The sequence below is a fragment of the Fibrella musci genome (assembly GCF_041321105.1).
Taxonomy (GTDB): domain Bacteria; phylum Bacteroidota; class Bacteroidia; order Cytophagales; family Spirosomataceae; genus Fibrella; species Fibrella musci.
Map to the genome: position 1 here is coordinate 685,533 of NZ_JBGGWD010000005.1, position 26,345 is coordinate 711,877.

19 protein-coding genes are annotated in these 26,345 nt (G+C 55.4%); 12 read left to right on the plus strand and 7 right to left on the minus strand.

From position 1 onward, the window contains the following. Nucleotides 1-5 precede the first annotated feature (5 nt). The gene (locus ACAW74_RS19325; RefSeq protein WP_370699864.1) at nucleotides 6-512 is read left to right on the plus strand and encodes a PPC domain-containing DNA-binding protein; all 507 of its coding nucleotides are present in this window, start codon (nucleotides 6-8) and stop codon (nucleotides 510-512) included. Between the two features lie 17 nt (nucleotides 513-529). Here the strand turns inward: ACAW74_RS19325 and ACAW74_RS19330 are convergent, their stop codons facing one another. The 3 genes from ACAW74_RS19330 to ACAW74_RS19340 all read right to left on the minus strand — a co-directional run bounded on the left by ACAW74_RS19330 (nucleotide 530) and on the right by ACAW74_RS19340 (nucleotide 3,565). Next, complete coding sequence (locus ACAW74_RS19330; RefSeq protein ID WP_370699865.1) at nucleotides 530-1,543, minus strand: bestrophin family protein; 1,014 nt, start codon at nucleotides 1,541-1,543, stop codon at nucleotides 530-532. A 116-nt stretch (nucleotides 1,544-1,659) separates the two neighbouring features. Beyond that, nucleotides 1,660-3,342: a cryptochrome/deoxyribodipyrimidine photo-lyase family protein gene (locus ACAW74_RS19335; RefSeq protein WP_370699866.1), complete on the minus strand. Its 1,683-nt coding sequence runs from the start codon at nucleotides 3,340-3,342 to the stop codon at nucleotides 1,660-1,662. Between the two features lie 25 nt (nucleotides 3,343-3,367). Then, complete coding sequence (locus ACAW74_RS19340; protein ID WP_370699867.1) at nucleotides 3,368-3,565, minus strand: hypothetical protein; 198 nt, start codon at nucleotides 3,563-3,565, stop codon at nucleotides 3,368-3,370. A 123-nt stretch (nucleotides 3,566-3,688) separates the two neighbouring features. Between ACAW74_RS19340 and ACAW74_RS19345 the strand changes: the two genes are divergently transcribed. The 6 genes from ACAW74_RS19345 (at nucleotide 3,689) to ACAW74_RS19370 (ending at nucleotide 11,050) form a co-directional block, all read left to right on the plus strand. After that, a complete protein-coding gene (locus ACAW74_RS19345) occupies nucleotides 3,689-4,495 on the plus strand; it encodes an SDR family oxidoreductase (RefSeq protein ID WP_370699868.1) in 807 nt (268 codons plus the stop codon). Nucleotides 4,496-4,656: 161 nt separating this feature from the next. Continuing rightward, the gene (locus tag ACAW74_RS19350) at nucleotides 4,657-7,332 is read left to right on the plus strand and encodes an MGH1-like glycoside hydrolase domain-containing protein (protein ID WP_370699869.1); all 2,676 of its coding nucleotides are present in this window, start codon (nucleotides 4,657-4,659) and stop codon (nucleotides 7,330-7,332) included. A 103-nt stretch (nucleotides 7,333-7,435) separates the two neighbouring features. Next, the gene (locus ACAW74_RS19355; RefSeq protein WP_370699870.1) at nucleotides 7,436-8,422 is read left to right on the plus strand and encodes an NAD(P)/FAD-dependent oxidoreductase; all 987 of its coding nucleotides are present in this window, start codon (nucleotides 7,436-7,438) and stop codon (nucleotides 8,420-8,422) included. A 38-nt stretch (nucleotides 8,423-8,460) separates the two neighbouring features. After that, nucleotides 8,461-9,189: a C40 family peptidase gene (locus tag ACAW74_RS19360; protein WP_370699871.1), complete on the plus strand. Its 729-nt coding sequence runs from the start codon at nucleotides 8,461-8,463 to the stop codon at nucleotides 9,187-9,189. Between the two features lie 46 nt (nucleotides 9,190-9,235). Next, a complete protein-coding gene (locus ACAW74_RS19365; RefSeq protein ID WP_370699872.1) occupies nucleotides 9,236-10,069 on the plus strand; it encodes a CvfB family protein in 834 nt (277 codons plus the stop codon). Between the two features lie 33 nt (nucleotides 10,070-10,102). Then, nucleotides 10,103-11,050, plus strand: a complete 948-nt coding sequence (locus ACAW74_RS19370) for an L-threonylcarbamoyladenylate synthase (RefSeq protein WP_370699873.1) — start codon at nucleotides 10,103-10,105, stop codon at nucleotides 11,048-11,050. A 285-nt stretch (nucleotides 11,051-11,335) separates the two neighbouring features. Here the strand turns inward: ACAW74_RS19370 and ACAW74_RS19375 are convergent, their stop codons facing one another. From ACAW74_RS19375 to ACAW74_RS19390, 4 genes are all read right to left on the minus strand, one after another. Continuing rightward, a complete protein-coding gene (locus ACAW74_RS19375) occupies nucleotides 11,336-12,664 on the minus strand; it encodes an ammonium transporter (protein ID WP_370699874.1) in 1,329 nt (442 codons plus the stop codon). A 35-nt stretch (nucleotides 12,665-12,699) separates the two neighbouring features. Further along, nucleotides 12,700-13,941: a porin gene (locus tag ACAW74_RS19380; protein WP_370699875.1), complete on the minus strand. Its 1,242-nt coding sequence runs from the start codon at nucleotides 13,939-13,941 to the stop codon at nucleotides 12,700-12,702. Nucleotides 13,942-14,276: 335 nt separating this feature from the next. After that, a complete protein-coding gene (dnaE, locus tag ACAW74_RS19385; RefSeq protein WP_370699876.1) occupies nucleotides 14,277-17,897 on the minus strand; it encodes a DNA polymerase III subunit alpha in 3,621 nt (1,206 codons plus the stop codon). Nucleotides 17,898-18,085: 188 nt separating this feature from the next. Further along, the gene (locus tag ACAW74_RS19390; RefSeq protein ID WP_370699877.1) at nucleotides 18,086-18,526 is read right to left on the minus strand and encodes a hypothetical protein; all 441 of its coding nucleotides are present in this window, start codon (nucleotides 18,524-18,526) and stop codon (nucleotides 18,086-18,088) included. Nucleotides 18,527-18,888: 362 nt separating this feature from the next. On the opposite strand from ACAW74_RS19390, the gene ACAW74_RS19395 reads away from it, so the two are divergent. From ACAW74_RS19395 to ACAW74_RS19415, 5 genes are all read left to right on the plus strand, one after another. Further along, nucleotides 18,889-19,341 carry a response regulator gene (locus ACAW74_RS19395; RefSeq protein WP_370699878.1) on the plus strand — a complete coding sequence of 151 codons (453 nt, stop codon included), beginning with the start codon at nucleotides 18,889-18,891 and terminating at the stop codon, nucleotides 19,339-19,341. A 256-nt stretch (nucleotides 19,342-19,597) separates the two neighbouring features. Further along, nucleotides 19,598-21,415, plus strand: coding sequence for a sensor histidine kinase (locus ACAW74_RS19400; RefSeq protein WP_370699879.1), 1,818 nt, complete (start codon nucleotides 19,598-19,600; stop codon nucleotides 21,413-21,415). 20 nt (nucleotides 21,416-21,435) lie between these two features. Further along, nucleotides 21,436-22,554 carry a DUF819 family protein gene (locus ACAW74_RS19405; RefSeq protein ID WP_370699880.1) on the plus strand — a complete coding sequence of 373 codons (1,119 nt, stop codon included), beginning with the start codon at nucleotides 21,436-21,438 and terminating at the stop codon, nucleotides 22,552-22,554. A gap of 161 nt (nucleotides 22,555-22,715) precedes the next feature. Beyond that, a complete protein-coding gene (locus ACAW74_RS19410) occupies nucleotides 22,716-24,956 on the plus strand; it encodes a TonB-dependent receptor (RefSeq protein WP_370699881.1) in 2,241 nt (746 codons plus the stop codon). Nucleotides 24,957-25,228: 272 nt separating this feature from the next. Further along, entirely contained in the window at nucleotides 25,229-26,290 is a 1,062-nt protein-coding gene (locus ACAW74_RS19415) for a sulfite exporter TauE/SafE family protein (RefSeq protein WP_370699882.1), read from the plus strand. Nucleotides 26,291-26,345 lie beyond the last annotated feature (55 nt).

Consider the following 26,345-nt stretch of genomic DNA (forward strand, 5'->3'; position numbering starts at 1 on the left):
CCGCTATGTCACGTTTTTTATTGTTTACCTTTTTTTGCCTGCTGAACACAATAAATTCGCCTGATTTGCAGGCACAATCGACGCGTATGACTGCCACGCCCATGCCCTCTCCCATGACCACGCTTTCCGTCAGGTTACGACCTGGTCAGGATTTAAAAACGGAACTCGATAAGCTGGTGACACAGCACCGGATCGAGGCGGGGCTGGTGCTGACCTGCGTGGGTAGCCTGACCGACGTTTCGCTGCGGCTGGCGAATCAGGAAGGGGCCACGGCCTATCACGGGCATTTCGAGATTGTGGCGCTCGTGGGTACGTTGTCGACCAACGGCAGCCACCTGCATCTGGCCGTGTCGGATTCGACGGGACGCACTATCGGCGGGCATCTGATGGCGGGCAATACCATTTACACCACCGCCGAGATCGTGCTGGGCATGCTACCCGGTGTCAGGTACGTTCGTGAACCCGACCCGACGTTCGGCTACCGGGAGTTGGTGGTGAAGAAGAAACCATAGCAGCGGGAGGCGGCAACTTACATCAGAATATTGTCGACAGCCTGTAGTTTGGGAGGTAAGTCGGTTTCGCCCAGCATTTCGCGCAGGTCGATTTCAATATTGCGACAGATGGCCGAGATGGGTACGTCGTTGATCGAGTTTTCAAACGGATTTTCGGAGGTATCGCCCACTACTTCCATCGTGTTGAATACCCAGGCGATGATCGTATAAAACGGAATCGTCAGCCAGACGTGCCATCCACCAACTTTAGCCATTTCGGTGATCAGACCGAAGGGCAGCAGCAGGATAAACAACCAGACGAAAACGTAGCTGAAAAACGCATACTGACGCGGAAACGGGAAGGATTTGATGCGTTCAGCAGCCCCCTGTTGATTATATAACTCAACCAGCATTCGCTCCAGCTCGTTGTGATAAATATCGGAGAGCAGGCCCTGAGCCCGTAATTCACGCAATTGAGCCGATTGCTGCCGGATGAGCTGCGTAGCGACGTTGGCTTTGTTCAGGTACGTTGCCGACTCGCCTTTGGGCAGAAACCGGCATAGCTCTTCGTCCATGCGGCCCAGATTAAAGGCTTCGATCTGCTCGACGATCCGCAGTTCCGATCCGTGGTGTTCCTGCCAGACCACTTTGCTCCGCAGTTGCATCCGTAAGGCATTCAGAAACGCCAGATGCCGGTAGATGAGCAGCCGCTGCTGTTCGCGTAGTGCCGTTTCGGGCAGCGGGTCTGTCGTTTGCAAATTTGTGACGTAGTCGAGCACCATAATCGCCCACGATCGGCTGGCGTTGGTCAGGCTGCCCCACACGCGCCGGCCTTCCCAAAGCCGGTCGTAGGCGGAGTTGTTTTTGAACCCCACATAGAAAGCCACCGCCGTACCGATGGTAGCAATGGGTATGAAAGGGACCGTCAGGAAAGGCCAACGGAAAAAGACGTAGAGCGAGACGATCACTCCGCTGTAGAGCACAAAGAATAGGGCAGACCGCCAGGCAAAAGGCCAGATATGACGGAGAGCAACACGCTTGCGGGTATACATAGCAACCAGACTTGTCGCTACAAGATAACCACGTTTCGGAAGCAGACCATGGTTTGGGTAACCTGCCGTAATATGATCAAGAGGTTGCTGCATGGATCACAACCCAACGAGCCTGGCTATGCCCCTCCTGCTATAAGTTTGCTTGCGTTTGGAGCAGGGATCTCCGGGGGCGGGCCCTGCTTCGTTTTTTTCCGGACCGTAGGGCTGGGTACGTCTGCTTGAGGGATTGTATGCCTGGCCAGAATACGTTCTTTTTCGGCTTTACCTACGTCGCTGCGGCGGGGTTGGTGCAGCTTCACACGGGCTTCCCGGCCCGTTTGCACGATGTCGACAATGGGAGCCGGGTAATCGACGCCAACATGAAAATGAGCCATATCCTGCTCGAGGGGCGGCATCGTCCACGGCTCATGGATGTAGGCTGTAGGGCAATTTGCCAACTCAGGCACCCACTGTTTAATAAAAACGCCTTCCGGGTCGTGCTCTTGGGATTGTTTCACCGGGTTGTAAATCCGCACGGTGTTTGTTCCCGTCATGCCCGACTGCATCTGAATCTGCGCGTAATGAATACCCGGCTCGAAGTCGGTATAGATCCGGGCCATGTGCAACGCACCCTCCTTCCAGTGTTGCAGCAGATGGTGGCTCAGGAACGACATGAGCATGGCCCGCATCCGGAAATTGATGTAGCCCGTAGCCGTCAGGCAGCGCATGCAGGCGTCGACCAGCGGGTAGCCGGTGTGGCCATCGCGCCAGGCGGCATAGTGCGCCGGATTTTCGTTTTTCTGGAGCGTGTCGAACGCCCGGTTGACATTCTCAAACTCGATGCGGTCTTCACTCTCGAATTTCTGGATGAAGTGGCAATGCCAGCGCAACCGCGACGCAAACGCACTAAACTGACGCCCCAATCCTGGACCAACCGGGTGTTTTGCCGCCGCCAACTGCGCCTGAAACACCTGCCGGATGCTGAGGCAACCCCAGGCGATGTAGGGCGATAGTCGACTACAGCCCCGGCGGCTTTCGAGCGGTTTGGAGATCGACCGGGCGTAGAGCGTGATACGATCCGTGAGGAAACTATCCATGTAGCGGTGGGCATTCTGCTCGCCGCCGGGCTGAAAAAGCGGGTCGGGCTGCTGCCAGTCGGTCGGCAGATCGGGGCCCCGGTTTGTCTCGTACCAATCGGTGGGCAAGTCGGCAGGGTGCCATCGGGTCAGGTCGGGATGCTCTTGTTCGGCCCGCATCGTGCGCTGCCAGTCGGCAGTCCAGGTATCACGGTTTTTCAGGCGGCGAATGACCCCGTTGCTCTGAAACTCGCGCCAGGTGATATCCTGATCGCGGCAGAAACGGGCCACGTCTTTATCAATTTCATAGGTTACCAGAAGGCCGGTTTCTTCGTGCGAAAAAAGCGTGTCGATGCGTACGTATTGCTGCAAGGCAGTCAACACATCAACTACGTTGCGATGGAACAGCCAGACACGGGGTTCTCCCCTGCTCCCATCCGTTGATGAATCAAGTGGCTCATCGTCGAACTGAAAAGGAAGCCACTCGTGCTGCAACGGTTCGGCAGCAGGCCGGGTTGGCTCCGAAGCAATGCGGGGCAGTTGCCGGTTCAGGTCGGCCAGGCATTCCGTCACGAACCGCCAGTGGCGCAGGTCGTAGTTCGGGTCGGCCATAACCGACGGCTCGAAGCAATAGAGCAACAGCAGCGGACGTCCCGCGGCCACCGCCGCCTGTAGGGGGGCGTGATCGCGCAGGCGCAGGTCACGTTTGAACCACAAAACGTTGATGGCGGGTTGCTCAGGCATAATGCCAACGGACCGGTTATCGGGTCTACGCGTTCTCTTCCGAGTCTTTGTCGCGATTTCTTAAATTGCTCTTACCCAGAAAATCCCGTTCCGGCATCCCATCCGACTGGTCGTCGACTTCCGACGCATCAACGTCGGTATCTTCGTTTTCACCTTTCAGGAACGTACCTGGTTTGGGGTCCTGTTCGTCGGGCGACTGCCCACTTTCCTTGCGTTCGATCATAACGTTGTCTTTTCAAGTACAACTACCCCAATCTTAAAAGGTTAACGGTCTGTTAAATTGTGTCAGCCCGGTAACCAAAGTGCGGTTTAGCGAGTAATGACAAGGTAAACCATCATCAGTTATATGGCAGAGAAGCAATTGGCCGGTCAGACGGCGCTTGTAACGGGCGCTAATTCGGGCATTGGCGCGGGCGTAGCCAACTCACTAGGGCAGGCGGGCGCCAACGTTATTGTGAACTATGTATCGAAACCCGAAGACGCCGAAGCCGTCGTAGCCACCATCAAAAGCTACGGCGTCGACGCCCTGGCCATTCAGGCCGATGTCTCCAAAGAGGATCAGGTGCAGGCCATGTTCCAGCAGGCCGTGGCGCACTTTGGTACCGTCGATATTCTGGTCAATAACGCGGGGTTACAGCGCGACGCCAAATTCGACGAAATGACGCTGCAACAGTGGCAGACAGTGATCGACGTAAACCTGACGGGGCAGTTTCTGTGCGCCCGCGAGGCCATACGCGAGTTTCTGCGGCGGGGTCCCCGCCCCGAAGTGTCGAAAGCCACCGGAAAAATCATCTGCATGAGTTCGGTGCACGAGTTGATTCCCTGGGCAGGGCACGTGAATTACGCCGCCTCAAAAGGCGCCATCAAAATGTTGATGCAGTCGCTGGCGCAGGAATACGGCGACCGGCAGATTCGGGTCAACAGTATTTGCCCCGGTGCCATTCAGACGCCCATCAACACGGCCGCCTGGAACACCCAGCAGGCCCTGAATTCGCTCATGACACTAATTCCGTACAACCGCATCGGGCAGCCGGAAGACATTGGCAACCTGGCAGTTTTTCTGGCTTCTGATGCTTCTGATTACATCACCGGTGCCAGCATTTTCATCGACGGCGGCATGACGGTCTTTGAAGGATTCGCCACAGGCGGCTGATCGCCTCAGTTTACAACCCAACAATCAGTTGCGGGTCAAATTGGCGGTTGGCTTTCCCGCCGTGGAGGCCAACCGCCTACATTAATCGTTGGTTAGAACCGCTTCTGGCAGCAACAACCCCACCGGCTGACCGGTTTACGAAGAGTCAACGTACCTGAATCATGGCGAAGAAACCACAACCGACCTCGACTCCACGAACGCCAATCAATCCTGAATTAGATCGCCTCCACGAAAACGCCAAGAAAACGGTCCCGCTCGAAAACTGGGGCCCTTACCTCGCCGATCGGCAGTGGGGCACGGTGCGCGAAGATTACAGCGCCAACGGCGACGCCTGGAACGCGTTTCCGCACGATCAGGCCCGTAGCCGGGTATATCGCTGGGGTGAAGATGGGCTGATGGGCATTGCCGACCGCCGCATGAACGTTTGTTTCGGGCTGGCGCTCTGGAACGAGCAGGACCCGATTTTGAAGGAGCGGCTGTTTGGCCTCAACAACTACCAGGGCAACCACGGCGAAGATGTAAAGGAGTTGTATTACTACCTCGACAACACGCCGACGCACTCCTACATGAAGGGCCTGTACAAATACCCGCAGGCCCGGTTTCCCTACGAATGGCTGATCCACGAAAACGGCCAACGCACCAAAAGCGACCCGGAATTTGAGATTTTGCACACCGGCGTTTTTGAAGATGGTCGCTATTTCGACGTACTGGTCGAATACGCCAAAGTCGACTCCGACGACATCTGCATCCGGATTTCGGCCACGAATCACGGCCCCGACAACGCCCCGCTGACGCTGTTGCCAACCATCTGGTGCCGCAACCGATGGGCGTTCGAACCCGACTTTCAGAAGCCAACCATCAGCCGCCGGCCCGAAGGCCCCACGGCGGGCAACGTACACATCACGCATTTCCGAACAGGCCATTATTACTTCTATTATCAGCCGACGGAGTTGTCGCTGATGACCGACAACGAGACAAACACCAAGCGGCTCTACGGGCAACCCAATGCGACGCCGTTTGTCAAAGACGCCTTCCACGAAGCCATTGCCGAGCACAACGATTACCTCTGCGACCTGTTGCGCGAAAACGAGACCGGCACCAAATTCGCCCCGGTGTATAGCCTGAGCATCGAGCCGGGCCAAACCCGTACGGTATCGCTCCGGCTGAGCAAGAGTATTCAGACGCAACCCTTCGATGCGGCGTTTGAGCAGGTGTTTGCCGATCGGCAGCGCGAAGCCGATCTGTTTTATGCCCCGCTGGCGCCCGTCAACGCCACACCCGACCAGAAACTGATTCAGCGGCAGGCGCTGGCCGGTATGCTCTGGAGCAAGCAATATTACCACTACGACATTCCGCACTGGCTACGCGGCGACCCCGGTCAGCCGCCTCCACCGCCCGAGCGCTGGTGGGGCCGCAACCACGCCTGGAAACACCTCAACAACGAGGATGTCATGAGCATGCCCGACAAGTGGGAATACCCCTGGTATGCGGCCTGGGATCTGGCTTTCCACACCGTTCCGCTGACGATGGTCGACCCGGTGTTTGCCAAAAACCAGCTGATCCTGCTCATGCGCGAGTGGTACATGAGCCCGGCGGGGCAGATTCCAGCTTATGAGTGGAAGTTTTCCGACGTCAATCCGCCCGTTCATGCCTGGGCGGCGCTGTCGGTGTATCGGCTCGAAAAGGCGATTTATAAAAACGAGGACATTCAGTTTCTGAAACGCGCTTTCCAGAAACTGCTCATCAACTTCACCTGGTGGACCACCCGGCAGGACGTTGAAGAAGACAATGTATTCAGCGGCGGCTTTCTGGGGCTCGACAACATCGGTGTCATCGACCGTAGCAACCTACCGCCCGGCTCGCGGCTCGAACAGGCCGACGCCACCGCCTGGATGGCCATGTTCGCACTGAACATGATGGATATGGCGCTGGAAATCAGCCGTCACGACCCTACGTTTGAAGACGTTGCCACGAAATTCTACGAGCATTTTGTGCTGATTGCCGAATCGCTCAACGAGTCGCTCTGGAACGAAGACGATCATTTTTATTACGACCGTTTCTACTCGACCTACGGCCCGCCGCAAACCCTTCAGGTACGTTCGGTAGTGGGCCTGACGGTGCTCTTTGCGGTCTCGATCATCAAACGACACAAGAGCCAACCCCTGTCTGATTTTCTGAAGCGGGTGCAGTTTTTTCAGAAATACCGGACGGGCCTCGACCTGCCCATGCCCGATCAGCGCGTTACGCCCGATGGCGACATCCTGTTGTCGCTCGTGTCGAAAGAGCGGCTCGAAAAGTTATTGCAGGTCGTGCTCGATGAGTCGGAGTTTCTATCGCCGGGTGGTATCCGGGCGCTGTCTAAATACCACGAGCAGCACCCGTACCACATTGATCTGTACGGGCAGCGGCACTCGATTCAATACGTACCCGGCGATTCCGACAGCAACCTGTTTGGTGGTAATTCAAACTGGCGGGGCCCCGTCTGGATGCCTATCAACTACCTGTTTATCAAGGCACTGAAAAAATATTATCAGTTCTACGGCGACACCATCAGCGTGGAATACCCCACGGGCTCGGGCAACTGGCTCAATCTGGAGCAGGTCTCCGATCAGCTCGCTCAGCGGTTTGTCTGCCTGTTTGAACGCGATGCCAACGGGCACCGCCCCGTTCACGGTCCGTTTAGTCCGTTCTATCAGCGCCCCGAAAACGCCGATCTGCTGTTGTTTTTCGAGTACTTCCACGGCGATACGGGGCAGGGTATCGGAGCAAGCCATCAAACCGGCTGGACGGGTGTCGTGGCCGAGCTCATCAACGACGACGCCTGGGAGTGGGAATGAAACTAAGTTTAACGTTTAAGGTTCAACGTTTAACGTTGAGCCGCGCACTGGCAATCGGGCGACAGCCAACGTTAAACGTTGAACCTTAAACGTTGAACCTACTTTGACTATTGTTATTATTGGCGCGGGCCTTGCGGGCCTCACCGCCGCCCGCGAATTACAACGAAACGGGCATAGCGTTACTGTTCTCGATAAGGGCCGCGGCGTAGGCGGACGACTGGCTACCCGCCGCATGGGTCACGATCCCGAAGCAGGCCGGGCCGATCATGGGGCTCAGTATTTTTCGGCTCGTTCGCCCGAATTGCAGGCGCTGGTACACGATTGGCAGGCGCAGGGACTGGTGCGGGAGTGGCACATCGAACAGTCGAACCCGGCTTCGTTTCAACATGCTCGCTATGCCGTAACCGGGGGCATGAGCCAACTGGCGAAATTCCTCGCGCAGGGGCTTGACATCCGCACGGGCGAGCGGGCAACGTACCTGGCCCAAACCGAAACCGGCTGGCAGGTACGTTGTGAAAGCGGCCTGTCGCTCACGACCGATGCCCTCCTGCTGACCCTGCCCGCCCCGCAGGCGATGTCGCTACTAGGCGAGTCGGGGATTACGCTGACCGAAGCCGATCAACAGGCACTGGCTGGTATTCACTACGAACCCTGCCTTGCCGTGCTGCTCCGTCTGAACCGACCCAGCCAACTGCCCAGCCCCGGCGGCCTGAAATTGTCGGATGGCCCGGTTTCATGGCTGGCCGATAACCAGCAGAAAGGCGTATCGGACCAGCCGACTGTAACGATTCATGCTAGCCACACCTACAGCCAGCAACACCTCGACGATACCGATCTGAGCGCGCTTATTCCTGAACTGCTCGCCGCCGTAACCGACTACGTACCTGCCGACAGCATCGTGGATAGCCAGATTCACCGCTGGCGCTACAGCAATGCCACCGAGCGACACCAGGAGCCGATACTGGCAGCGATCTTACCCGGCTCAGGTACGTTGCTGTTCGGTGGCGACGGCTTCGGCAAGGGCAATGTCGAGGGCGCGTTCCTGTCGGGCCTGGCCATGGCGCAGTCTATCACGACTCAACGGGCGTAACCGGCAACTCGTACTTTCTAGTCTGTTGTTAAGCAGTTATGTATCGTATCGCGTTTATTCTGCTTTGGTTTTTTCTTAGTGCTCAACGCCCGTCAGTTAGTCGCCAGTTTTATCAGCAGCATCAACTGGCATTACACCAGTTGCTTGGGCAGACGGCTACCCCAGCCGAGATTCAGGCATTGCTGGGCTACATCCTCGATGAGCAGCACACTGAGGTTGAACCCAATAGTTATTTCCGATCAATTAAGCCTCCGCTTGCCGTCTGGCTGGCCCAACAGCGGGGTAATCAGGCCGAAGCAGCCCGGCTGGCGACCACCGTGGTGTATCCGTTGCTGCGTTATGTACTTCCACGGGCCACGCCAATACCGCCCGCTCCGCCGACGTCGCTTGCCACCCGGGTGGCCGCCGCGGCGTATCGGTATGTAGGCGTTCGGTACGGCCCGCCTACTTTCAACCCAAAAACCAACCAGGGTACGCTCGACTGCTCGGGACTGGTCAATTTGGCGCTGGCTGATGCAGGCGTAACGTACCCACGGGGCTCGGGCAGCGGCGCTACGGAGGGAATCGTGAACAGTCCCCGCTTTTATACCGTGGCTGGCGCTCCGCTACCGGGCGATCTATTAGCTCGTCAACACGGAGGCGCCTGGCGCCACATCGGCATTTATGTTGGTAACGGATATTTAATTGAGGCTCCCTATCGCGGAACCGTAGTTCGCCGGGTAGTCTACCGGCCCGAAAAATGGCTTCGTATTCTCAGGATTCGGTGAGTAGGGACTGACTGTTGATTATCAGCCCACGCAGTACCTTTGCGCCATGATTACAATTGGACGGAAGAACCGGCTTGTGGCCCTGCGCATGACCAGCGTGGGCATGTTTCTGGGCGACGATGAAGGCAACGACATTCTGTTGCCCAACAAATACGTACCTGCCGACCTGCGTGAAGACGACGAAATCGAGGTGTTTGTCTATACCGATTCGGAAGACCGGCCCATCGCCACCACCCGCCGGCCCGCCGTTGAGCGCGATCAGTTTGGGGCGTTGCAGTGCGTAGCCAACACATCCTTCGGTGCGTTTATGGACTGGGGACTGGAAAAAGACCTGCTTGTGCCGCTTCAGGAGCAACAGGAGCCGCTGACCATCGGGCGCTGGTACGTAGTGTATTGCGGATACGACAAGCAGTCGGGGCGGCTCATTGGCTCCACACGCATCAACACGCTCATCGACGACGAAGCTCCGGATACCGTCAACGAAGGCGACGAGGTGGAGGCGCTGGTGTATGAACGCACCGACCTCGGTCTGAATGCCATCGTGAACGGCCAATTCCGGGGCTTGTTCTATGCCAACGAACTCTTCAAACCGCTCCGAAACGGCGACCGGCTCCGCGCCTACGTGAAGCGCATCCGCGACGACCGCCGCGTCGACCTGAGCGTTCAACCTATCGGGTTGGCCAGCCTGGAACCCAGCGCCGAGGCCATTCTTGCCAAACTTCGGGCTAACGATGGTTTCCTGCCTCTTACTGATGCCTCTGATCCGCAACTCATCTACCGGACACTAGAAATGAGCAAAAAAGCGTTCAAACGAGCCGTAGGTACGTTGTACAAAGACCGCAAAATCGACATCAAGGCAGACGGGATCTATATTTTGTAATACCGAAGCGGGGGCTTCGGCCTCACCGTTCCTATGATTGGCATCGACCTTCAAACGGCTAAACGCTACCTCGAAGCGGGTAACGTAGTGGGTATTCCGACCGAGACGGTCTACGGACTGGCCGGGAATGCGCTGAACCCCGATGCCGTCCTTACGATTTTTCGGGTTAAAAACCGGCCGGCCTTCGACCCGCTTATCGTCCATACCGATTCGCTCGACAAAGTGCGCACGCTGGTGACGGGACTACCGCCACTGGCCGAAACGCTGGCGCAGGCCTTCTGGCCGGGACCGCTGACGCTGCTGTTACCCAAGCAGCCGAACGTACCTGACCTCACCACCTCGGGTCTACCCCGCGTGGCCGTCCGTATCCCCAACCACGCACTGACGCTGAGCCTGTTACGGCAGCTTGATTTCCCATTGGCGGCGCCTAGTGCCAATCCGTTTGGCTACATCAGCCCAACCACGGCCCGGCACGTCGAGCAGCAACTGGGCGATCAGGTTCCTTATATTCTGGATGGTGGTCCCTGTGGCGTTGGGCTCGAATCGACCATTATCGGTTTCGATGCCGAGGGCGAACCAACCGTCTATCGGCTGGGTGGCCTGGCGCTCGAAGCGCTGGAAGCTGTTACTGGTCAGGCGTTTCGGGTACAAAGTCACTCGGCCTCCAACCCGGCAGCACCCGGTATGCTCAGCAGCCATTACGCGCCCCGAAAGCCTACATCGCTACTCAGCGACGCGGCTGGGTACGTTGCCAGCCCAACGGCTGGTGCGCTGGTCTTTCAGACGTATTTGCCCGATATCCCTACGGAGCAGCAGTTACGCCTCTCCCCCACCGGCGACCTGAACGAAGCCGCCAAGAATCTGTTCAGCTACCTCCGGCAGCTCGACGCGATGCCCGTTGAGCACATTTACATTCAGCCCGTTCCTAACGAGGGCCTGGGCCGCGCCATCAACGACCGCCTCCGCCGGGCAGCGGCGTGAAAAATGTTTAACGTTTGGCGTTTAAGGTTCGATGTTGGCTGACGCATCATTCGGGTGTCAGCCAACATCAAACCTTAAACGTCAAACGTTAAACAAAGAAGGTATCCACCAAGGGCAGATACCTTCCACGAGTACAACAAAACCACAGTCCGATGGGCGATAACCAGGGCTACGCGCTCAACACCTAAGCCTGTGGGTCTGCTGTTATTTTTTAGTTTGTTCTGAAGTTTGGCGTTGCGCTGTGAACACACATCCGCAACGAGAAAACAGTCGTCGACAAACCGCTTACGCGTCGATCAGGAACTCATCGTGCTGGCTAACGTCGAGACCTTCTTTCTCATCGGCCTCCGACACACGCAGGGGCAGAATCAGGTCGGTTACTTTCAGCAGCAGGAACGACATGCCGAAGGCGAATGCCGACACCACCACCAGCGCGATCATGTGGTTCATGAACAGTTTCGTAGCACCATAGGCCAACCCTTCGTCGACCACGGCTGCGTTCACGCCTTTGCTGGCGAAGATGCCCGTCATGATCATACCAACCATACCGCCTACACCGTGGCAGGGGAATACGTCTAGGGTATCGTCAAGCGTTGATTTTGAGCGGAGGTGTGCAATGTAGTTCGATACCATCGAGGCGATCGTACCTACGAAAATGGCTTGCGGAACCGTGACGAAACCGGCCGCCGGCGTGATGGCAACGAGGCCAACAACTGCACCAATCGAGAAGCCCAGCGCCGATACTTTCTTGCCTTTAGCGGCATCGAACAGCACCCAGCCCAGACCCGCAGCCGCAGCGGCCGTGTTGGTCGTGGCGAAGGCCGTAGCCGCCAGCGGCGACGCGCCTACTGCCGAACCGGCGTTGAAGCCAAACCAGCCAAACCACAGCAGACCCGTGCCAAGCAGCACGTAAGGAATGTTGGCGGGTGGCAGGAAGTTAGCTTCCATGTGGTTTTTCCGACGCTTCAGGTAGATAGCACCAGCCAGCGCAGCCCAACCAGCCGACATGTGTACAACCGTACCACCAGCAAAGTCAAGCACACCGAGTTTGAACAGGAAACCTTCAGGATGCCAAGTCCAGTGAGCCAGCGGCGCGTAAACGAACAGGCTGAACAGGATCATGAAGAGTACATACGACCGGAAGTTGATCCGCTCGGCCATAGACCCCGTGATGAGGGCAGGCGTGATCACGGCAAACTTCAACTGGAAGAAAGCGAAAACCGCGAGGGGGATCGTAGCCGCCAGCGACCAGGGCTTGCCATCGAGCACCCCTTTGAACATGAAGAACGTACTGGGGTTGCCAACAAACCCACCGATGCTATCACCGAAGGCAAGGCTAAAGCCACAAACCACCCAGATGATGCTGATCACGCCCATCGCTACGAAGCTTTGCAGCATGGTCGAGATCACGTTTTTGTTGTTGACCATCCCGCCATAGAAATACGCCAGGCCGGGGGTCATCAGCAGCACAAGGGCCGTCGCCATGAGCATCCAGGCCGTATCGCCAGAGTTGATGCCTTCCGTCACGATGGTGGTAGGCACGCTAGGCACGAACACCCCCATCACGCTGATAGCCAGCAGAATAAGCAGCGGAATTATTGCAGGTTTTTGCATGGTAGTTAACTGGTTTTTGTTGTACTAAAGAGTGATTAGAATTTGAAGATGGCGGCCATACCGAGGGTAGCCTGCGAGGGCGTCAGTGACCCATCGCTTTTCTGGAACTTGTTGGCCGAATAGCTATCGAGGCGGAACTCGGGCTTCAGCAGCACGTGGCCGTCAGCAGCCGTGATGTTCCCCGTTACCGTGATCGAGTTTACACTCGCGCCGTTGCCAGCTGCGTCGGTCAGGCCGCGAACGCCGCTTTTGTTGTCAAACATCTCGTAACGCACACCCAGGCCAAATTTGTCGGTGAAGGCGTAGTTTGAGTACACGGCTGCACCGCCCCAGCTTTTTGCCGTCGTAGGGCCGCCATACCCCTGATAATCACCTTTCTGCGAACCAGCCGCCGCGTTGAGGCCCAAGAAGAATTTGGGTGTAATCTGATAGGTCGTCGTCAGATCGAACAGCGAGTAGATAGCGTCATCGGCTTTAGTACCGTCAGGCAGATCAGCCGTGGCTTCGTTCGACGCAATCGCGTTGAGGTAGACGTTCCAGCCTGATACCGGCGAGACAAACAACTGGCCAATCAGCCCTTTTTTCTTGTTGTTGTCGAACAGGTTATCCACGTTGTTCACCAGACCCACCATCAGGGCCACCCGGTCGCTGAACGCATACTGCGCTTTGACACCAATGTGGTAGAAAGGTCCGTTGTTGAACAGGTTCGAGAGCGAGTAGTTGTAGTTGGCGGGGGCGTCGATCACCTCGTAGCCAATGTGCGTGCCGAACTGCCCGGCCGTGAACGTCAGTTTCGACGTGGCCTTCAGCGAGATGTACGCCTGCTTGATCGCCAGCGACGTTGAGCCTGCGCCCAGGAAACCCACGTTGTTACCGTAGTTACCCAAATCGGCGAACGGACCAAACGCCATATCCATCACCGCGTCGACTTTGCTGGATGTATACGTGGCTTTAGCCTGAATCAGACCGATACCAAACTGCCCTGATTTCTGATCGAAGGCCCGGGCGTTGCCGTTGATAACGCTCCCGTCGGCAGCACGGCCCAGCCCCAGGTTCGACTGGCTAGCGGGGTTGTTGAAGTTGCCGAAATAATAAGTGTCCAGGTAACCTGAGAACGTAAATTTCCCGTCGTCACCTTCGGCCTTGGGGGCCGTTGCCGCAGGTTGTGCCGTAGCAACTACTGCCGCTGCTTTTGGTTGCTCAACCCGAGTTGAGTCGTTGGCTTGGGCTATAACAGCCACACTCGATAAAGAAGCAAGTAAAAGTGCTTTTTTCATGTGTTTTATTCTGTCAGGTGTATAATAGAATGTGGTTTTATTTGGCACAAATTTTATTGAACAAAATGACTGTTGCAATATTTCTGGTTTAATTTTTTTGTAAAAACACCTAAAAAATCCAATATTCTTCTAATATTAGCAAGAAAATCACAGTATTATCCTATAATCGACCTTAAAAAGTGTCCTTTCAAAAAATTTTGATATATTTTCGAATTGCCAAATATTATTTCGTAGGCATATTGGTTATTTTTTATTATTAAATGGTTCTCACAACCCTTATAAACGACAAATGCCCGGCCTGAGCCGGGCATTTACGGGGTAGGTACGTTGGTCTGCTACGCCACTTTGCAATGTACGCCATCCATAGAGCGGAGGGCATTCAGTAATCGGTTGTCGGGGAAAACGCGGAATTGGCGCGACAATAAGTTTACTTCCACGGGTTCATCGGGGTCTTTCACTTTCATCGACAACGTACACGTACCTGGGTGAGCCTTTACCAGCTCGTTGATCGTACCAATCAACTCTTCACTGAGGAAAGCCAGGTTGATAGTAATGGCCAGCTCCTTGCACATCTTCTCGCGAATGTCGCTTAGGTACCTGATGTTGGTGGGCTTAAACTCCAGTTGATCGGAGTTCCAGCGGTTTTGGGTCTTGCCCGTTACGTGCAGAAATAGTCCCGGCTCCACGTACTGCGCCATGCGGGCGTAATCTTCGCCGAAGAGCGTCATTTCCATCGACCCCTGATAATCTTCGAGTTTGAAGATCATGAACGGATTCCCGTTTTTGGCGATGCGCGTTTGCACGCTCGATACGATCCCGCCGATACGAAGTTCGGGCGCGTTGGTTTCGTAGACACGGTCGAGGGTGCAGTTGCAGAACCCTTCCAGCTCGACGGTGAATTCATCGAGCGGGTGGCCGGTGATATAGAACCCAACGACGTCCTTCTCAAACTTCAGCTTCTCGATCTGATTCCATGGCGTTACCACCGGCGGTTTGGGTCGCGGCATGGCTACGTCGTTACCAGCCCCTCCCCCAAACAGCGACTGCTGCGAAGCCGATTTCTCGGCGTGGTGGGTGTTGGCGTACCGAATAATCTTCTCGATGAACGTGCTCGTATCGCCGGGGGCCGTTTCAAAATATTGCGCCCGGTGTATATCGGGATCGAGCGCATCGAACGCACCGGCATAGGCCAGTGATTCGATCGTTTTCTTGTTGACCGTCCGAAGGTTTACCCGCGTGATGAAATCGAAGATATCCTGGTAAGGGCCGTTCTGGGTACGTTCGGCGATGATGTTTTCAACGGCTGCATCGCCGGAGCCCTTGATACCACCTAGCCCAAACCGGATTTCGCCTTTTTTATTCACGCCGAACACCCGCTCCGATTCATTCACATCGGGGCCCAGCACCGGAATGTTGATGTTCTTACACTCTTCCAGGAAGAAGGTAATTTTCTCGATGTTCCCGAGGCAGGACGTCAAGACCGCCGCCATGTACTCCGAGCGGTAATGCGCCTTGAGCCAGGCCGTCTGGTAGGCTACGAAAGCGTAGCAGGTCGAGTGCGATTTGTTAAAGGCGTAGGAGGCGAAGGCTTCCCAGTCGGTCCAGACTTTTTCGCAGGTTTTGACGGGCAGTTTGTTGGCGGCGCAGCCTTCCATAAACTTGCCCTTCATCTTGTCGAGCGTGGCGCGGTCTTTCTTACCCATCGCCTTACGCAGCACGTCGGCATCGCCCTTAGTGAAGTTGCCCAGCTTCTGCGACAGCAGCATCAGCTGTTCCTGATACACCGTAATACCATAGGTGTCGGCCAGATACTCCTCCATCTCGGGCATGTCGTACTTCACCTCCTCGCGACCGTGTTTCCGGTTGATGAAGTTCGGGATGTACTGAATGGGGCCAGGGCGGTAGAGGGCGTTCATCGCAATGAGGTCCTCAAACCGGTCGGGCTTCAGGTCCTTCATGTACTTCTTCATCCCGTCGGATTCAAACTGGAAAATGGCGTTTGTCTCCCCCCGCTGGAATAGCTCGTAGGGCTTCGGATCGTCGAGCGGAATACTGTCGATATCGATCTCCAGACCGTAGTTCTGTTTGATGAGGCGCAGGCATTCCTTGATGATGGTGAGGTTGCGCAACCCCAGAAAGTCCATCTTGATAACGCCCGCATCTTCGATCACCTTCCCTTCATATTGGGTGATGATCAGGTTGGTATCTTTCGACGTCGATACCGGTACGATGTTGCTCAGATCGTCGGGGGCAATGATGATCCCCGCCGCGTGAACGCCCGTGTTGCGCACGGTACCTTCAAGCCGCCGCGCCTGTTGGAGCACGTTCTGCACCTTCTCGGTGTCGATCAGCTTCATAATGCGCCCCACGTTCTGATCGCCCGATTCGAGCGCCCGCATGCGCCGGACGTTCTCGACTTCATCAGGCGTAATGAGGTTGCTCAGCCCTCCCGGCCCATCGATCGGATCTTCAAAAATCCGCTTCAGAGTCATGTTGTAAGTCGGCTTGTCGGGCACCAGTTTGGCAAGGGCGTTGGCGTCGTTGAGGGGCAGATCCATCACCCGCGACACGTCTTTGATCGCCGATTTCGCCGCCATCGTACCGTAGGTAACAATGGCCGCCACCTGCTGCTTGCCGTATTTGTCGACTACGTAGTCGATTACCTTCTGCCGGCCTTCGTCGTCGAAGTCGGTATCGATATCGGGCATCGATTTCCGGTCGGGGTTCAGAAACCGTTCAAACAGCAGGTTGTACTTGATGGGGTCGATGTTGGTGATGCCGATGCAGTAGGCCACCGCCGAGCCCGCCGCCGAGCCCCGCCCCGGCCCGACCATCACGCCCAGGTCGCGCCCGGCCTTGATGAAGTCGGCTACGATGAGGAAGTAGCCCGCAAAGCCCATCGTCCGGATGGTGAACAACTCGAAATCGAGCCGCTCCTGCACTTCGGGCGAGATGTCGACGTACCGTTTCTTCGCCCCTTCGTAGGTCAGGTGCTTGAGGTACTCCCACTGGTTGAGTACGTCGTCGGTATGCTGCTGAAACTCCTGCGGAATCGGGAAGTTGGGCAGCAGAATATCGCGCTTCAGTTTCAGCGTCTCCACCTTGTCGACAATCTCGTTGGTATTGTCGATGGCTTCGGGCAGGTCGTGGAAGAGCGTGGTCATCTCCTGCGTGTTCTTGAAATAGAACTGATCGGAGAAGAACGCAAAGCGCGTGTTCTTGGGCATCGCCTCCTCGTCGTTGAACTCCTTCATCGACGGCGTACTTTGCTTTTCGCCCGTGTTGACACACAACAGAATATCGTGCGCTACCCAATCATCGCGGTCGACGTAGTGCGAGTCGTTAGAAGCGATAATCTTGACGTTGTATTTCCGGGCAAGCTTCACCAGCACCTCGTTGGCCTTGATCTGATCGGGAATTTCGTGGCGTTGCAGTTCCACGTAATAGTCTTCCCCGAAGCGGTCGAGCCACCATTTGAACTCGGCCTCGCCTGCTTCTTCGCCCTTTTTCAGGATTGTCTTGGGCACGATCGCGCCAATGCAGCAGGTGGTGGCGATCAGGCCCTCTTTATATTGATCGATCAGCGCTTTGGTAATGCGCGGGTATTTACCATAGAGGCCTTCCATATAACCCAGCGAGCAGAGTTTCGCCAGATTTTTGTAGCCAACAGGGTTTTTGGCCAGCAGCAGCTGATGGTAACGGATGTCTTTCTGCTCTTTGGTAAACTGTTTTCGCGTGTGGTCATCAACGACGTAAAACTCACAGCCGACGATCGGTTTGATACCCTGCTTGGCCGACTCGGCCACAAACTCAAACACGCCGAACATATTGCCGTGGTCGGTAATGGCCACGGCGGGCATATTGTCGGCTTTGGCCTTCTTAATGAGCTTCTTAATATCGGCCTGCCCGTCGAGCAGCGAGTATTGGGTATGGCAATGAAGGTGCGAAAACTGCATAGATGTACCGAAGAGCGCCTGCTTGTGCAGACGGTCTGTTTGGTAAATTTAGGCAAACCCCTGAGGAACGGGCAACGCCGAGGTGAAGTTTTAACCGGGTTTCAGGTAGAAACTGCTGCTGAAAAATGGACGTACCTGTGCGCCCCTGTGCCTACCAATCGGCGCTAACTAACTGTACCTGTTGACGATCAAGGTTGCTTCTGCAACGCCCATACATAACAGCCGGGGCTGGCCGTTGGGCGCTTCACAAAGGCGAAAAGTGGCGACCCAACATCGCGACCATTGCAGTTTACAGTTACCCGCACAGCAAACTTAGGCGCATTGTTCAGCACAGCTTCGTCAATGATGATCCGCTCATTCGATGCATTCGCATAACTAGCTTTGGATATGTCGCTCGACAGGGTATCCTTCTGCGGATAGATATAGTAGATGAACTGCATCGACCCATCCGAATCGTTGTAGTCGGAAGCAATCAACTGCACACCCGAGTATCCACTTTGGCAGGAGGCCTGTGCCACTAGCGTTGATGGCGGCACGCACATACCAGGCTCCGTCTCAGTTGTCTTCTTACAGCCAGCCAATGCGGCCGTCACCATGGTTATTAGCAGGAAACGTTGAGCAGTTTTCATCACGATGTTGAGAGTGTTATCTTGTAATAACTTAAAGTATAAACTATTCATGTTATTATAAGACAAAATTTATCTACAGGCTACAACGCCAAACCGACTGAAAATATATTGATATTAATTTTCCAGACAGATTATGCAACAATTATCACAGTGAAACCCGTTTCAGACACGCATTTATCTACATTAGATCCAATACGCAAACACATAAATTACAATTAATTAAATATAGTCACATAAGAATAAAAATCATTTGTATACTGTATACTTAAACTTAATGACAAATCCAATCCGGCAAATTGAAAACAAATGGATAGTGTCTTAATTTTGGTAGTTGTAGGCCCACCTCTCCTTTACAATAGCAAATGCAGATACACTCAACTAGCCAGAGCGGCCGCTTATTGTTAATTGACGATAACCCAGACCACTGGGCCATTATTCAGCCAATTCTCGAACAGCAGCTGCCCAACCTGAAAACGGTACGGCTGTCGGAGGCAAAGGCGAGCATCGATTATCTGAACGTGTGCATTACGCAAACTCAGGCCCTCCCAACGCTGATTTTGCTGGATATGTATCTGCCCCAGCGCGAAATCGGCCTGAACCTCCTCCAACAGATTAAACAGGCCAATACCGATTATTCACTGATTCCGGTGGTAGTGCTGAGCGATTCCAGCGACGAACGCGACGTTGAGGAAATGTATCAGGCCGGTTGTTCGTCGTATCTGGTCAAGCCCACCACGCTGCAAGGCTGGCAGGATCTGATTCAAAAGATAAAAAATTACTGGTGGGATACGGTCACCCGCCCGCATTCGTCCTGAAGCCAGCTTTCGACTAGTACCCACTGACCAAGAAGCGCCTGTTTCATAGCATCGGGCAGCCAACGAAGAGAAGACAACCAGCTTATTTTCTGGCTTATCCTTCGTCAGGTACGTTCGTTTTTCCATTTGGTTGTCAAATACGCTGGTAAGGCAACATTGTGGTCGGCAAATGGGCAAACTTTGGTCCCATTTGTGCATCTTGCTCATCGAAATTTCCTGAACGAGTCGTTATCGCCACTGAGCTGCCGCCGGGCCTATGCCGTACTTTTTACTGCACACGAATTCGATCATGTCGCTTTGCCTGACTATCATTACGGGCAGCGTGTGGCTTTTCCTGCTAAAGTCGAGTGTCAGAACCCCCATTCGGAATTGGCTAACCCTCTTTTACTTCGCCCAAACGGTCTGGCAGTTCAGCGAAATTTTTCATTATAGCATACACCCCGACTACGTAGGCAGCCTGGCTTACAAGCTGTTACTGACTGGCTGGGACCTGCCCGCCTTGGCGTTGCTCGAAACGGCCTACGTGCAGGTAAACTACCTGTTTATCCAGGATAGTTACCCTAAAGAGCGGCGGCTTATGCTGCGCGCCATGACGGTGATGAGCGTGCTTTTCTGCGGATTCATTGCCTGGAACGAATTCAGTAACGACAGCAACATCAGCCTGCTCAACTTCGCCGGATTTCTCTATGGCACGATCTGCAACAGTTGGGCGCTCATCGTCTGCATCCGCAAAATCATTACCCTGCACCGTCAGCAACACCCCGACAGCGACGGTATCCGCTGGCTGACGTTCGTCAATATCATTTTCGTGATCATGTGCGTGTTGGTCGTGACGTTTGGCTTTTACTCTACCATCGGCTACTGGACTTACTGCTCGCTACTCTGGTCGGGGAACCTGGCTCAGATTGTGGTGTATCTGAACTTTGCCGCCGTACCGATTAACCTGAAAACCAAACAGCTTGGCTTTGCCCAGGTGACGGTCGCGTCCATTCTGCTGACGGTCATGCTGGTGTTTTGTCCGCCCGTCGACATTCTGGATCTGCCACCGCGGTTACTTCAGCAGCCCAGCCTGCTCAAAATCACGCTCCTGATCATCGGTACAGCCACTATCAATATCGTGCTGCTGCCCCACCTGATCAAGAAAACCCTCACCGATCCGGTGCTGCGGCTGCTGGCGGGGGTGCAGCACGTCAACGCGGGTGATCTCAGCATTCAGGTCGTGCAGACGACGCAGGATGAAGTGGGCATTCTGACGCAGCACTTTAACCAGATGACTCAGTCGCTGCACAACGCCCATGCCGAATTGACGCGCTACGCCCAAACGCTGGAAGAGCAGGTAGCCGACCGCACCGCCGAGCTCCGGGCCGACAAAGCCCGCATTGAAGAGCAGTCGATGCAATTGCAAACAGTCATGCGCGAACTGCACCACCGCGTCAAAAATAACCTGGCCATCGTGTCGGGACTGTTGAGTTTGCAACTCAACCGGCTGGAAGATCAGCAGGCGATGAAGGCCTTTCAGGAAGGGCAACGCCGCATCGAAGCCATCGCGCTGATTCACCAGCGGCTTTACCAATCGCAGGAGCTGACGGCGATCGATATGGGGCAGTTTGTGGAAGAACTCACCCTCAGCACCATGCTTGCGTATGGGTACCAACCCGGCTCGATCGAGCTCAACATCAACAGCGATGTGGAAGTCCTCGATATCGACATGGCCGTTCCGCTTAGCCTGATCATCAACGAGTTGCTAACCAACTGCTTTAAGTACGCCATCCCTAACGTACCTGATCCGAGTCTGTCGATCTCCCTACTGAAACAAAACGGATTGCTGCTGGAAGTGGCCGACAATGGCCCCGGCATCAACATCGACCTCTGGAACAAGCCGTCGACCTCGTTCGGGAAACGGCTTATCAAAGGGCTGAGCGAACAGACCGGCGGCATCCTTACGGTAGAAAATCGAATGCCCAAACGCTCAGCCCGGCAAGTCGCCCGCCTGCGCGACGAACCGCTGTTGGTTGCAGAACATATGGGTACGTTGTTTCGCCTGGCCATCCCCGACCTGAAACTGATGCAGTAAACCCGTTAACCGCCCCGCCCTTGCTCATCCTCTCCGTTCTGCTGCTGAATGTCGTTGTCTGCGAGTGGCTGGCAACCAAGCCGGTTTTCCGTCACCTTGGCACGGCCTTGCTGGTTATCATCCTGACGGCCATCGAAGCCAACCTGGGACTGGTGCCAACGGGCGAAACGCCACTTTACGAGGGCATTTTCAGCTACGTAGCGCCGTTTTCGCTCTTTGTACTGCTGCTCAGTGTCAACCTCAGCGATCTGCGCCGGGCGGGTTTGCCCATGCTGACTCTATTCCTGGTCGGCTCGGCGGGTACTGTCTTGGGTGTGGTGGTGAGTATGTGGCTGTTCCGTGGGCCGCAAACAGTGGGGCCGCTCTACTACGCCCTGGCTGGTATGTTTACGGGCACCTACATTGGTGGCAGCATCAACTTCCACGCTGTGGCGCTGCACTACGGCGTCTCCAAAGCGGGGAATCTGTTTATCGCCGCCACCGCCGCCGACAACATCCTGACAGCCCTCTGGATGGTTGCCACCCTGGCTATTCCGCAAGCACTGCAACGCCTGCGCCCGCGTCGACTCATAAAGGCAGATACCCACGGCAACGATGGGCTGTTTTCCCGCGACGACGAAACCGTTGCCCCCAGTCATCTGGCACTACTGCTGGCCCTGGGTACAGGGGCAATCGTGGCCTCCCAGGCCGTATCTGCCGTGTGGCCGTCGGTTCCGTTTGTCCTGATCCTTACCACCCTCGCGCTGGTGCTCGCCCAGTTTCGGGCCGTCAACCGGTTACCGGGTAGCCGACTGCTCGGGCTGTTGGGCGTTTATCTGTTTCTGGCCGTGATTGGGGCCTACTGCGATCTGGCGGCGCTGTTGCGCGACGGACAACTGGCTATTGTCCTTTTCGGGATGATCTGCACGCTGGTGCTCATTCACGCCCTGATCGTATTTGGTATTGGGGCGTTGTTCCGTCAGGATTGGGATGTACTGGGCATTGCCTCACAGGCCAACATTGGCGGAGCCACCTCGGCGCTGGCGCTGGCACGAAGCTTAAATCGGCCCGACCTGCAACTGCCAGCGGTGCTTGTCGGCTCGCTGGGGAATGCCATCGGTACATACCTGGGCATTCTGGTGGCTGAAGCGTTGCGCTAATGGAATTCCGGGCTCTCCCAAATACCGTTTTCTTGTGGACTATCAGTTATGGCGTCACACCAATTACTTTCATAATGGTCGATTAAAAGCCAGTTAACATACAGAAGCGCTCCCGATTTGCATCCGAAAAGGCAACTACATTTACCCGAAAGTTGCTGCTTATGCTACGATTACGTTTGCTCTTTCTGGTCGGTTGCCTGGTGCTTGTTGCTAACCCGGCCCTGCTGGCGCAATCGATCCGGCTTCGGGTAGAAGACAGCCTGACCCACCAACCGCTTGCAGGTGCTGCCATTCGTGTACAAAGCGCCCCTGCCACTGGCACAGTCGCTGACCCAAACGGGCTTGCTCGACTAACCAACCTGCCACCGGGCACCACCAACCTGCTGGTTACCTTGGTCGGCTATAAAGACACGCCGTTTGCATTAACCCTCCCATTATCAGCGCCTGATTCGGTACTGGCGATTCGACTAGCTCCGGTACAGGCTGCCCTGGAAGAGGTCGTCGTAACGGCTACGCGCACCAATCGGCGCATCGAAGACCTGCCCATCAAGGTAGAAGTGCTAGGGCAGGAAGACATGGACGAGGAAGCAGCCGTAGTACCGGGCAATGTAGGCAGTATTCTGGGCGACATCTCCATCATCCATGTGCAACGAACCTCATTGACGACCGGCAACCAGGGAATACGTATGCAGGGCCTCGACCCAAAATATACCCAGATTCTTCGCGATGGCTTGCCGCTGTTCGAGGGGTTCTCGGGCAACTTGGGCGTGTTGCAGATTCCGCCGCTTGACCTTAAGCAAGTCGAAATTGTGAAAGGGTCTGCCTCGACCCTCTATGGGGGCGGGGCCATCGGCGGCCTCATCAATCTTGTTTCGCGCCGACCCAGCACCGATCCCGAAGTAACCGTTGTCCTGAACCGTTCCACGCTCCGCGAAACCAACCTGAATGCCTACTATGCCCAGCAATGGAAGGCCAAAGCCGGGCTGACGCTCTTCAGCGGCTACACCGACCAGCCCGCCGTGGATGTCAACGGCGATGGTTATGCCGACTCACCACTCATTAAACAGTTTACGTTGCACCCACGTCTGTTTCTCACCCCTTCGGCCCGTACGAATCTAAACGTGGGGTATACGTTCATCCGCGAACAACGTACCGGAGGTGATGTCGAAGCTATTTATCGGCCGGACGCCAACCGCACCTATGTGGTTGACAACCAATCGATGCGACACACTGTAGATGCCACCCTCAACCAGTCGATCAGCCCGGGAAATACTCTGACGGGCCGGGGAACACTTAGTTTCTTCGACCGGACGCAGGTCGATAACGGTTATCGGTTTGCCGGCAACCAGCTGTCGGGCTACGCAGAAATAGCCGATTACGTAGAAAAAGGTCCGCACACGATGGTGGCTGGTGCCAACCTGACCGTTGAGCAGTTCCATAAGGCTCCCAACGACAGCACCCGCATTACCGATTATACGTACCAGACGCTTGGCCTGTTTGTGCAGGATGATTATTTACTTACGCCCAAAATTACCCTGCAAGGGGGCCTGCGGCTCGATCAACACAACGTATTCGGGACGTTCGTTCTTCCCCGCCTGTCGGTGCTGGTGAAGCCCAGTGAGCACTGGAGCATAAGGACCAGCATCGGTACAGGTTATAAAACGCCCAATACCTTCGCCAACCTTACCGGAGCTGATGCCCGAACCAGCCTCAGCTATCGCTACTTACTGCCCATCAGCGTTGGTACACGCCCCGAACGCTCGCTGGGCCTGAACATGGATGTGGCTTATCAGGGCACGGTGGGCGAACACCTGACCATCCAGCTCGATCAGGCGTTTTATTATACCATTATCAGTAATCCGGTAGTAGCGATCACGCCGACTGGCAGCCCGGCACAGACAATCCTGCAGAATGCGGCATATGACATTACCAGCCTGGGGACCGACACGTACCTGCGGATGGAATACGACGAGCTTGAATTTTATCTGGGTTATAACCACACTGCCGTTCGCCGGGGTGGAGCGGTCAGGCAGGGCAGTGACATCACAACGGTGGGCGCCAACACGTTTTTGCCTTACAGCCCACGCGACAAATTTTCGCTTACGCTAGCCTACAGCCTTCCCGATAAATGGCGGTGGGGTATTGAATCGAGTTGGGTGGGCAATCAGTACCTGTATGACAACCAGCGAGTGCCCAATTACTGGTTCTGGGCAGCCGCCATTGAGCGGATGTTTGGAAAAGTCAGCTTGGTATTGAATGCCGAAAACCTTTTTAACGTGCAACAGATTCAGTATGGACCAGTCGTGACGGGGCCACGCAATAACCCCAATACGGCACCGCTCTGGGCACCACAGGAAGGACGGATTGTCAATCTGGCGCTTCGGTATAAGCTGCGTCACTAACCCACCATCGCTTCAATAGCAACGACCGGTAAAAACAACGTATCAACAGCAAACGCAAACAGGTCTGTACGCCTGTTCTTTGCCAAGCGTGCGAGAATCTACCCAGTCGGGAGTTTACTTACCACGGCTCCTTATTTGCCGAAAGCAACGTGCGTAAAGTTCGCTACATTTCTTGTACATTTGCAGCACTTCACCCAACAAACGACGCGCCACATTGCTGTGGCGTTTTTCATAAAAGCAATAATCTATTAAGTCTATATAGTTAATACACTATGCAAACAGACTCGGCATTCCTGCCCGATTCCCCGCCTGACCCTCAGCCCGCCCTGCCGTTTAATCTGAACGGACTGACCGTAACCGTGCAGGGTGCAGCGGCCGATCAGCAGGCAGCCGCCCTGCGTACTGCTTTCCCGGCGGCGCAGGTACGTACCCAGCCAGAAGCGCCATTGTGGCGTAAACGAACGCGCACGGAAATCGCCATTTATGCCACGGCAGCCTTGTCGCTGATGGTAGTAGGGCATCTGTTGTTCAGCTATTTCACCCTTGATCGGATCACGCTGCTGGCGACATCCGTGCGGGTTGAGCCCGAGTTTTTCTATTTTCTGATGGCCGGGTTCGTGGCGCAGATGATCGATGGCGCACTGGGTATGGCGTATGGGGTTACAGCCACCACTTTCCTGATGAGCGTAGGCATTAGCCCGCTCCACGCCACGGCCAGCGTGCACAGCTCCGAAATTTTCACGTCGGGCGTATCGGGCTATATGCACCTTAAGTTTGGCAACATCAACAGCAAGCTCTTCAAAGCCGTACTGATTCCGGGCGTTATCGGTGCTGCCCTGGGTGCGTGGCTTATCTCGGAGCTGACGGCTTTTGAGCAGTATGCCAAAGTCTTACAGCCAATCATTTCGGTTTATACGGCTTTTCTGGGTATCCTGATTATCCGTAAAGCCCTGGTCAAACGAATCGTCAAGAAGCCGGTGAAGCAGATTGGTCTGCTAGCCTGGACGGGCGGCTTTCTCGACGCGATTGGTGGCGGTGGCTGGGGGCCTATCGTCAATTCGACGCTGATTGCCAGCGGGCGGCATCCGCGTTATACCATCGGCTCAGTCAATCTGGCCGAATTTTTCATCTCCTTTGCCTCGTCGGTGGTGTTTGCCCTGTACGTGGGGCTTGGCAACTACGGGCTGGTCATTCTGGGCCTCATCCTGGGCGGTAGCATCGCCGCGCCCATTGCCGCCCGCCTCGCACAACGCCTTCCTGTAAAAACCATGATGGTACTGGTTGGCATCGTGGTCATCCTCGTAAGTTTGCGTAAAATTTTATTGTTCTTTTAGTCATTGGGCTTCGCCGCCATTGCTGGTCATTTGTTGTAAAAACAATGAATGACCA